The 7,958-nt window shown below is 72.1% G+C and carries 6 protein-coding genes and 1 pseudogene; 2 read left to right on the top strand and 5 right to left on the bottom strand.

Annotated elements, in window-relative coordinates; genetic code table 11:
- Positions 1-31: 31 nt before the first annotated feature.
- From AOJ26_RS34560 to AOJ26_RS34550, 3 genes are all read right to left on the bottom strand, one after another.
- A complete protein-coding gene (locus AOJ26_RS34560; protein ID WP_053852320.1) occupies positions 32-970 on the bottom strand; it encodes an ABC transporter ATP-binding protein in 939 nt (312 codons plus the stop codon).
- A gap of 176 nt (positions 971-1,146) precedes the next feature.
- A complete protein-coding gene (locus tag AOJ26_RS34555; protein WP_053852319.1) occupies positions 1,147-1,992 on the bottom strand; it encodes a DMT family transporter in 846 nt (281 codons plus the stop codon).
- Positions 1,989-2,483: a YbaK/EbsC family protein gene (locus tag AOJ26_RS34550; RefSeq protein WP_053852318.1), complete on the bottom strand. Its 495-nt coding sequence runs from the start codon at positions 2,481-2,483 to the stop codon at positions 1,989-1,991. The genes AOJ26_RS34555 and AOJ26_RS34550 overlap by 4 nt, the downstream gene beginning before the upstream one ends.
- An 84-nt stretch (positions 2,484-2,567) precedes the next feature.
- Here AOJ26_RS34550 and AOJ26_RS34545 point away from each other — a divergent pair, with 84 nt between their 5' ends.
- The gene (locus tag AOJ26_RS34545; RefSeq protein ID WP_053852317.1) at positions 2,568-3,197 is read left to right on the top strand and encodes a GNAT family N-acetyltransferase; all 630 of its coding nucleotides are present in this window, start codon (positions 2,568-2,570) and stop codon (positions 3,195-3,197) included.
- A 42-nt stretch (positions 3,198-3,239) separates the two neighbouring features.
- On the opposite strand, the gene AOJ26_RS34540 is transcribed toward AOJ26_RS34545, so the two are convergent.
- Positions 3,240-5,429: an MMPL family transporter gene (locus AOJ26_RS34540; RefSeq protein ID WP_053852316.1), complete on the bottom strand. Its 2,190-nt coding sequence runs from the start codon at positions 5,427-5,429 to the stop codon at positions 3,240-3,242.
- A 105-nt stretch (positions 5,430-5,534) separates the two neighbouring features.
- Positions 5,535-6,140, bottom strand: a complete 606-nt coding sequence (locus AOJ26_RS34535) for a TetR/AcrR family transcriptional regulator (RefSeq protein WP_053852315.1) — start codon at positions 6,138-6,140, stop codon at positions 5,535-5,537.
- A gap of 185 nt (positions 6,141-6,325) precedes the next feature.
- Between AOJ26_RS34535 and AOJ26_RS34530 the strand changes: the two are divergent.
- A pseudogene (locus AOJ26_RS34530) lies at positions 6,326-7,958 on the top strand (PD40 domain-containing protein); the annotation flags it as partial.

Genomic DNA, 7,958 nt, shown 5'->3' with positions numbered 1-7,958 from the left:
GGTGCGGTGGCCGCGGGGACGGTGGTGGTGGTCATCGGCTCGTGCCCCCGTCCTCGGTCAGGGCCAGGAACGCGGCCTCCAAGGGCGAGACCACGGACGCCAGTTCACGCACCGCGACGCCCGCCGTCACGAGCCGCGCCACCAGGTCGTCGAGGGCGGGGACCAGCCCGCGCACGACGAGCGGTCCGGTGTCCTGCCGCGTGCCGCCGTCGACGACCCGGATCCCGTCCGTGCCCTCGGCCAGCCGCCGAGCCGCCTGCGGGTCGGACGTCCGTACCCGGTAGTCGAGTTCACGGCTCTCGGCGGCCAGTTTGCCGAGCGGGCCCGAGAACACGACCCGTCCCACGGCCAGGATGGTGACCTCGGAGCACATCGCCTCCAGGTCGTCCATGCGGTGGCTGGAGACCACGACGCTCGTGCCGTCCGCGGCGAGCCGGTTCAGCACACCGTGCACATGCCGTTTCCCGGCCGGGTCGAGGCCGTTGGACGGTTCGTCGAGGACCAGCAGCCGCGGCCGGGCCAGCAACGCGGCGGCGAGCCCGAGCCGCTGGCGCATGCCGAGGGAGAACCCGCGCGCCTTGTCGTCGGCGACGTCGGTGAGCCCGACCTGGTCGAGCACCTCGTCGACGCCGACGGTACGGGCGTCCCGGCCGCGGAGTCCGGCCAGCGCGGCCAGGTTCTGCCGGGCGGTGAGCGAGGGGTACAGACCCGGCCCGTCCACGAACCCGGAGACCCCGTCCGGAGCGGTGAACGCCCGCCCGACCGGCGTTCCCAGAATCTCCAGGCGGCCCGCGTCGGCGACGGCGAGGCCCAGCAGGAGCCCGAGCAGGGTGGTCTTTCCGGCACCGTTCGGCCCCACCAGGCCATGGATCTGACCGTGCGTCACATCGAGGTCGACGCCGTCGAGCGCCACGACGTCACCGAAGCACTTGGTGATCCCGCGGGCCCGGACTGCGTGGAGCGTGTCCATGGGTCCCCTTCTTCCGAAGTCCGCAGGGACCCTAGGGACGGCACACACCCCCGCCACGGACGGCTGGCTGAACGCCCGTGGAACGGACCGTCAAGGCATGGGCAAGCAGGGCAAACGAAGAGCCGGCGTTGGGCAGGACTTGGGACGCGCTTGGGAAAATGGCCGGGGAGAGACGGCTAACCGGCGTGCAGCATCAGCCCGATGCCCACCACGAGCAGCCCGGCCGCCGCGATCCTCGGCGCCCCGAACCGCTCCTTGAAGAACACCGCGCCGATGGCCGCGCCCACGATGATCGAGGACTCCCGCAGCGCGGCGACCGGCGCGAGCTCCGCCCTGGTCTGGGCCCACAGGACGAGCCCGTACGCGGCCACGGACAGGGCGGCCCCGAGGAGCCCCAGCCCGGCGAACGGCCGCAGGGCGGCGGCGAATCCACCGCGCCACCGGTAGAGGGTGTACGCCGGGATCACCACGCCCTGCACCGCCATCAGCCAGGCGACGTACCCGGCGGAGGAGCCGGAGGCGCGCACGCCGAGCCCGTCGACGACGGTGTACGCGGCGATGGTCAGCCCGGTCGCCAACGCGGCCCCGATGGCCGCCCAGTCGGGGCGGCGGCCGCGCAGGCCCCACAGGGCGACCCCGGTGAGTCCCGCGCAGGACAGGGCGATTCCGGCGGCCGCCCATCCGTCGGGCACCTCGTGCGCGAACAGGGCGGCTAGCACGGTCACCACGAGGGGCGCGGTGCCGCGCGCGATCGGATAGGCCTGCCCGAAGTCCCCGAGCCGGAAGGACTTCATCAGCAGGGCGTAGTAGGCGACGTGGACGGCGGACGAGGCGAGCAGGTACGGCCAGGCCCCGGCCGCCGGGGCCGCCGTGAACGGGATCATCGCCAGCCCGATGAGCACTCCCCCGCCGGATATGAGCGTGAACGCGACCAGTTTGTCGGTGATCCGGTGCGCGATGGCGTTCCAACTGGCGTGCGTGACGGCGGCGAGGAGTACGGCCGCCGTGACGAGCGGCGTCACGCCTGGCGCTCGCGGACGTCCACGAGGGTGGCACCCGCGTGGGCCACCAGGTCCTTGGGCGCGATGGGGAACACGGCGTGCGGATCGCCGGCGGCGGCCCAGACCAGGTCGTGGCCGAGCAGCGACCGGTCGGCCAGCACCCGGGTCCGTGTCCGGTGCCCGAAGGGCGGCACGCCCCCGATGGCGTAGCCGGTGGTCTCCCGAACGACGTCGGCCCTGGCCCGGGTGACCTTGTCGACGCCGAGTTCGCGCCGGACGAGTTCGACGTCGACCCGGGAGGCGCCGTCCATCAGCACCAGTACCGGCACCCCGTCCGCCGCGAAGATCAGCGACTTGCAGATCTGGCTCAGCTCACAGCCGACGGCTGCGGCCGCCTCGGCGGCGGTACGGGTGGCGTCCGGGAACCGGCGGATCTTCTCGTTCAGTTCGTCGAGTCCCAGCTCCCGCAGGGCCTCGGCGAAACGGGGGTGGGCGGCGTCGGCGGTCGTCATGCCCGCCACGCTAGCGGTGGGTGTACGGGCCACGCGACCGGGTTTGCGGGGCCGTTCCCGCCTCCCGTGGGGCAGGATGCTGCGATGACCTCGACTCCCGTCATACGCCCCTACCGCCCCCTGGACCGCGACGCCGTCGACGACATCTGCGTCCGCACCGCGCACGAGGGCCGGGACAGCCGGCCGTACTACACCGACCCCGGTGTCTTCCCCGCGGCCTTCGCGGCGCCGTACGCCCATCTCGAACCGGAACTCGCCTTCGTCCTGGACGACGGGACGGGAGCGGCCGTCGGCTATGTCGTGGGGACCGCCGACACGCCCCGGTTCGTCGCGGAGTACCGCGAGCGGTGGCTGCCCCTCGTGGCCGACCGCTATCCGGAGCCCAGCGGCCCGCCGCGCACCCCGGACGAGGAGATCGTCGCGCTGCTGCACCGCCCGGAGCGGATGGTCGTGCCCGAAGTCGCCGACTACCCGGCCCACTTGCACATCGACCTGCTGCCGGCGTGGCAGGGGCGCGGGTACGGACGGGCGCTCATGACGACCCTGTTCCGCGCGCTGCACGAGCGGGGCGTGCCCGCCGTGCACCTGTGCATGGTGACCGCCAACAGGCCCGCCCGTGCCTTCTACGACCGTCTCGGCTTCCACGAGATCGCCGTACCGGACGCCGGGCCGGTCACCTATCTCGGCCGGTCCACGGCAACCGAGAGCCGGTGAGGGGGATCCCCTCACCGGCTCGTCCCGCTCTTCCGCCGAGTGTCAGACGCGGACCAGTTCCCGGTCCTCGTCGGGATCCGTGTCCTTCCCGGCCCGCAGTCCCTCGCCCTCGACGTCGACGTCGGGCAGCGCGCGGTCCAGCCACTTGGGCAGCCACCAGGCGCGGCGGCCGAGCAGGGCCAGGACCGCGGGGACGATCGCCATGCGGACGACGAACGCGTCGAAGAAGACGGCGATCGCGAGACCGAAGCCGATCATCTTGATCATCGACTCGCCGGAGCTGATGAAGCCTCCGAAGACGGCCATCATGATCACGGCGGCGGCGACCACCACCCGGGCGCTGTGCTTGAACCCGGTCACGACGGCCTGGCTCGGGGACTCGCCGTGGACGTACGCCTCGCGCATGCGGGTCACGAGGAAGACCTCGTAGTCCATCGCGAGTCCGAAGACCACGCCGACCATGAAGATCGGCATCATCGACATGATCGGTCCGGTCTCCTCGACGCCGAGCACCCCGCCGAGCCAGCCCCACTGGAAGACCGCGACGACGGCTCCGAGCGCGGCGAGCACCGACAGCAGGAAGCCGAGGGCCGCCTTCAGCGGGACGAGGATCGAGCGGAACACCACGATCAGCAGGAGGAAGGCGAGGCCGACCACCAGGGCCAGGTACGGGACGAGGGCGTCCGCGAGCTTCTGCGAGAAGTCGATGTTCATCGCGGTGGTGCCGGTGACCAGGACGTCCGCGTCGGCCTTGGACGCGACGTCGTCCCGGATGGCGTGCACCAGGTCCTCGGTCTGTGGCGAGGACGGCTTGGAGTCCGGGACGACGGTGACGGTCGCGGTGTCGCCGGCCTTGTTGAAGGTCGCCGGGGTGACCGTGACGACGTCCTTGAGGTCCTTGATGCCGTCGGTGACCGTGGCGGCCGCGGCCTTCGGGTCGGCGCTGTCCTTGGCGTCGACCACGATCATCAGGGGCCCGTTGAAGCCGGGCCCGAAGCCCTCCGAGAGCAGGTCGTAGGCGCGGCGCTGGGTCGTGGACGTCGACTGCGAACCGTCGTCGGGCAGGCCCAGTTCCAGCTGGCCGACCGGCAGCGCGACGGCGCCGAGCCCGAGCACCCCCAGCAGCAGCACGGCGGCGGGGCGGCGGATGACGAAGCTCGCCCAGCGGGTGCCGAGGTTGGGCTTCACCGCCTTGCCGGGGGAGGTCCCGCGCTTCTGGCCCGCCGGGCGGATTCTGCGGCCCGCGTACCCGAGCAGCGCCGGGATCATGGTGAGCGCGATGAGGACGGCGATCACGACGGTGCCGGCCGCGGCGAGACCCATCTTGGTCAGCATCGGCACGTTGACGACCGAGAGACCGGCGAGCGCGATCACGACGGTGAGGCCCGCGAAGACCACCGCGGAACCCGCGGTGCCGGTGGCCCGGCCCACCGCCTCCTCGCGGTCGCGGCCCTCGGCCAGCTCGGCGCGGTAGCGGGAGACGATGAACAGCGCGTAGTCGATGCCGACCGCGAGGCCGATCATCCCCGCGAGCGTGGAGGTGGTGTCTCCGAGGTCGAGCGCCTTGGCGAGGACGGCGATGGTGGAGACGCCGATCCCGACGCCTATGACCGCCGTCAGCAGCGGCAGGCCGGCCGCGATCAGTGAGCCCAGGGTGATGACCAGGACGACCGCGGCGAGGGCGAGGCCGACGACCTCACCGGCGGCGCCCGCTTCGGTCCGGGCCTGGAGCGCGTCACCGCCGACGTCGACGGTCAGCCCGGTGTCGCGGGCGTCGTCGGCGGCCTTCTCCAGGGCCGTGCGGGTCGCGTCCTTGAGCTCCATGGCCGGGGCGTCGTAGCGCACCGACGCGTAGGCGACCGTGCCGTCCCTGCTGACCGCGTTCGTCGTGAACGGGTCGGTGACGGAGACGACCTCGGAGCCGTCGCGGAGCTCCTTGACGGTCTTCGCGACGGTGGCCTTGTTGGCGGGGTCGGTCATCTTCCCGCCCTCGGGCGCCTTGAAGACCATGCGTCCGGTCGCGCCGTCGGCGCTGGCGCCGGGGAAACGCTGTTCCAGCAGGTCGAAGGCCTTCTGCGCCTCCGTGCCCGGTATGGAGAAGGAGGTCGATCCGGCGGCGGGCGCGTTGAGCGCGCCGACGCCGGCGAGCGTCAGCAGGGCCACCCACAGGAGGGCGACGAAGTGCCGTCGCCGGAAGGCGAGCCGGCCGAGTCGGTAGAGGAAAGAGGCCACGAGGGCGAACTCCCGGTCAGGTCGTGGGGTCTTCAGGGCAGGGGTGATCAGCCCGACGACGTGAGCGGTTGCGTCAGGTGGAGGGCTTGCTGGGGAGACCGGGGATCAGTCGGTCGGGACACCGAGGGCGGGGAGGACCACGGCGTCGATGTACGAAAGCAGGAAGTTCTGGGTCGGCGGCAGCTCGTCGATCAGCGAGCGGGCCGCGAACCCGCCGAGCATCATGTGCATCATGAACTCGATCGCCGGGTTGTCGGGGCGCACCTCGCCCCGGTCGACCGCCCGCTGGACGAGTCGGCGGAACTCCGCCATCTCGGGTTCGATGAGATGTTCGTGGAACGCCTTCAGCAGATCCGGGTTGCCGTGCACCGCCATGGCCAGGCCCCGCATGAGCGCGGAGTTCTGCTCCATCGTGCAGTCGTCCGAGCGCATGGTGAGCGCGTGCAGGTCGCCCTTGAGCGACCCGGTGTCGATCTCGTCGAGACCGATACCGCCCGGCTTGCTGTGCCGCACCGCCTTGGCGACCAGTTCGGCCTTGCCGCCCCACTGGCGGTAGAGCGTGGCCTTGCTGGAGCGGGTGCGAGCGGCGACCGCGTCCATGGTGAGGGCGTCGTAGCCGACCTCACGGAGCAGTTCGAGCACGGCCTCGTAGAGCTCGGCCTCGCGCTCGGGGGTGATGCGGCTGCGACGCGCGGTCGAGACCTCGGTCATGTCACTCACCCTTTCCGCCCCGGGACTTGGAACGACACTGTTTCGTACGACACGAATGTAGCGCATCCAGCATCGAAACGAAACGGTTTCGTTCGTGTGGTGGGTCACCAGGAGCCACCCACCGGTCGGCATCGGCCGTTTTTTCACAAGTTGCTCCGGTCCATCCCCCGGAAAAGCATGGGGAGGTGAGCTATCTGCGCCTACCGCATCTGAGCGGCGACCTGCTGTGCTTCGTGGCCGAGGACGACCTCTGGCTGGCCCCCCTCGACAGCCCGGGCCGCGCCTGGCGTCTGACCGTCGACCGCACCAAGGTCGGCCACCCGCGCTTCTCGCCCGACGGCCGCCACATCGCGTACACGAGCTGGCGCAGTCTCGTGCCCGAGATCCACCTGTGCGAGGTGGACGGCGGACCGGGCCGCCGGCTCACCTACTGGGGCTCCACGGACACTCAGGTCACCGGCTGGACCCCGACGGGCGAGATCCTCGCCGTCGCCTCCCACGGCGAGCCCTTCTCCTACTTCACCTGGGCGTACAAGGTCCCCACCGACGGCTCCCCCGGCCACAAGCTCCCCTGGGGCCCGGTCTCCGACATCCAGGTCGCCGACCGCAGGACCCTCCTGCTGACCGGCACGCCCCCGCACGAACCGGCCGCCTGGAAGCGCTACCGGGGCGGCGCCATGGGCCGCCTCTGGCTGCACGGCGAACGCCTGCTGCCCGACCTCGGCGGCCACCTCCACTCCCCCATGTTCGTCGGCGACCGGATCGCCTTCCTCTCCGACCACGAGGGCGTCGGCAACCTGTACTCCTGCGCCCCCGACGGCTCCGGCCTGCGCCGCCACACCGACCACGACGCCTTCTACGCCCGGCACGCCGCCAGCGACGGCACCCGGGTGGTGTACCAGTGCGGCGGCGACCTGTGGATCGTCGACGACCTCACCTCCGAGCCCCGCAGGCTCGACGTGCGGCTGAGCGGGCCACGGGCCGGGCGCCGCCCGTACCAGGTGCCCGCCGCCCAGCACGTGGACGGCATCTCGGTCGACGAGACGGGCCGCGCGAGCGCCGTCGTCGTCCGCGGCAGCCTGTACTGGCTGACCCACCGAGACGGCCCGGCCCGCACCCTCACCGACACACCGGGCGTACGCGTACGGCTCCCGGAGATGCTCGGCTTTGCCGGCCGGGTCGCCTATGTGACGGACGCGGAGGGCGAGGACGCCGTCGAGATCGCCTACCTGCCCCGGGCGACCGGTGACCGCGAGCCCCGCCGGCTGGCCTCGGGCGAGCTGGGCCGGGTCCTGGAACTGGTCTCCGACCCGAGGGGCGAGCGGCTGGCCGTCGCCGCGCACGACGGACGCCTGCTGCTCCTGACCGTGCCCGACCGTGCGGCTGACGCCGCGGGCACGGAGGACTCCGACGGGGAGGTCACCGAGCTGATCCGCTCCGTCAACGGCCCCGTCCGCGACCTCGCCTTCTCCCCCGACGGCTGCTGGCTGACCTGGTCGCACCCCGGGATCGGCCGCTCCCTGCGCCAGATCAAGATGGCCCGCATCAAGGACCGGCTGGTCGTGGACGTCACCAACGGCCGCTTCGAGGACGAGAACCCGGTCTTCACGCGGGACGGCCGCTACCTGGCCTTCCTCTCCTGGCGGGGCTTCGACCCGGTGTACGACGTCCACACCGGCGACCTGTCCTTCCCGCTGGGCTGCCGCCCCTACCTGGTCCCGCTGTCCTCGGCCACCCCCTCCCCCTTCGCCCTGAACCCCGAGGGCCGCCCGGCCGCCGGCGGCCTGGACCCGGTCGAGGACCAGAGCGGCGAGAGCG

Source organism: Streptomyces sp. NRRL B-24085 (genome assembly GCF_001282115.1).
Taxonomy (GTDB): domain Bacteria; phylum Actinomycetota; class Actinomycetes; order Streptomycetales; family Streptomycetaceae; genus Streptomyces.
This window is presented reverse-complemented; position numbering and strand designations above follow the sequence as displayed.

Excerpts from the sequence above, each read along its gene's own strand:
- AOJ26_RS34560 (WP_053852320.1), bottom strand. The coding sequence starts at position 970 with ATGGACACGCTCCACGCAGTCCGGGCCCGCGGGATCACCAAGTGCTTC.
- AOJ26_RS34550 (WP_053852318.1), bottom strand. The coding sequence starts at position 2,483 with ATGACGACCGCCGACGCCGCCCACCCCCGTTTCGCCGAGGCCCTGCGG.
- AOJ26_RS34545 (WP_053852317.1), top strand. The coding sequence starts at position 2,568 with ATGACCTCGACTCCCGTCATACGCCCCTACCGCCCCCTGGACCGCGAC.
- AOJ26_RS34535 (WP_053852315.1), bottom strand. The coding sequence starts at position 6,140 with ATGACCGAGGTCTCGACCGCGCGTCGCAGCCGCATCACCCCCGAGCGC.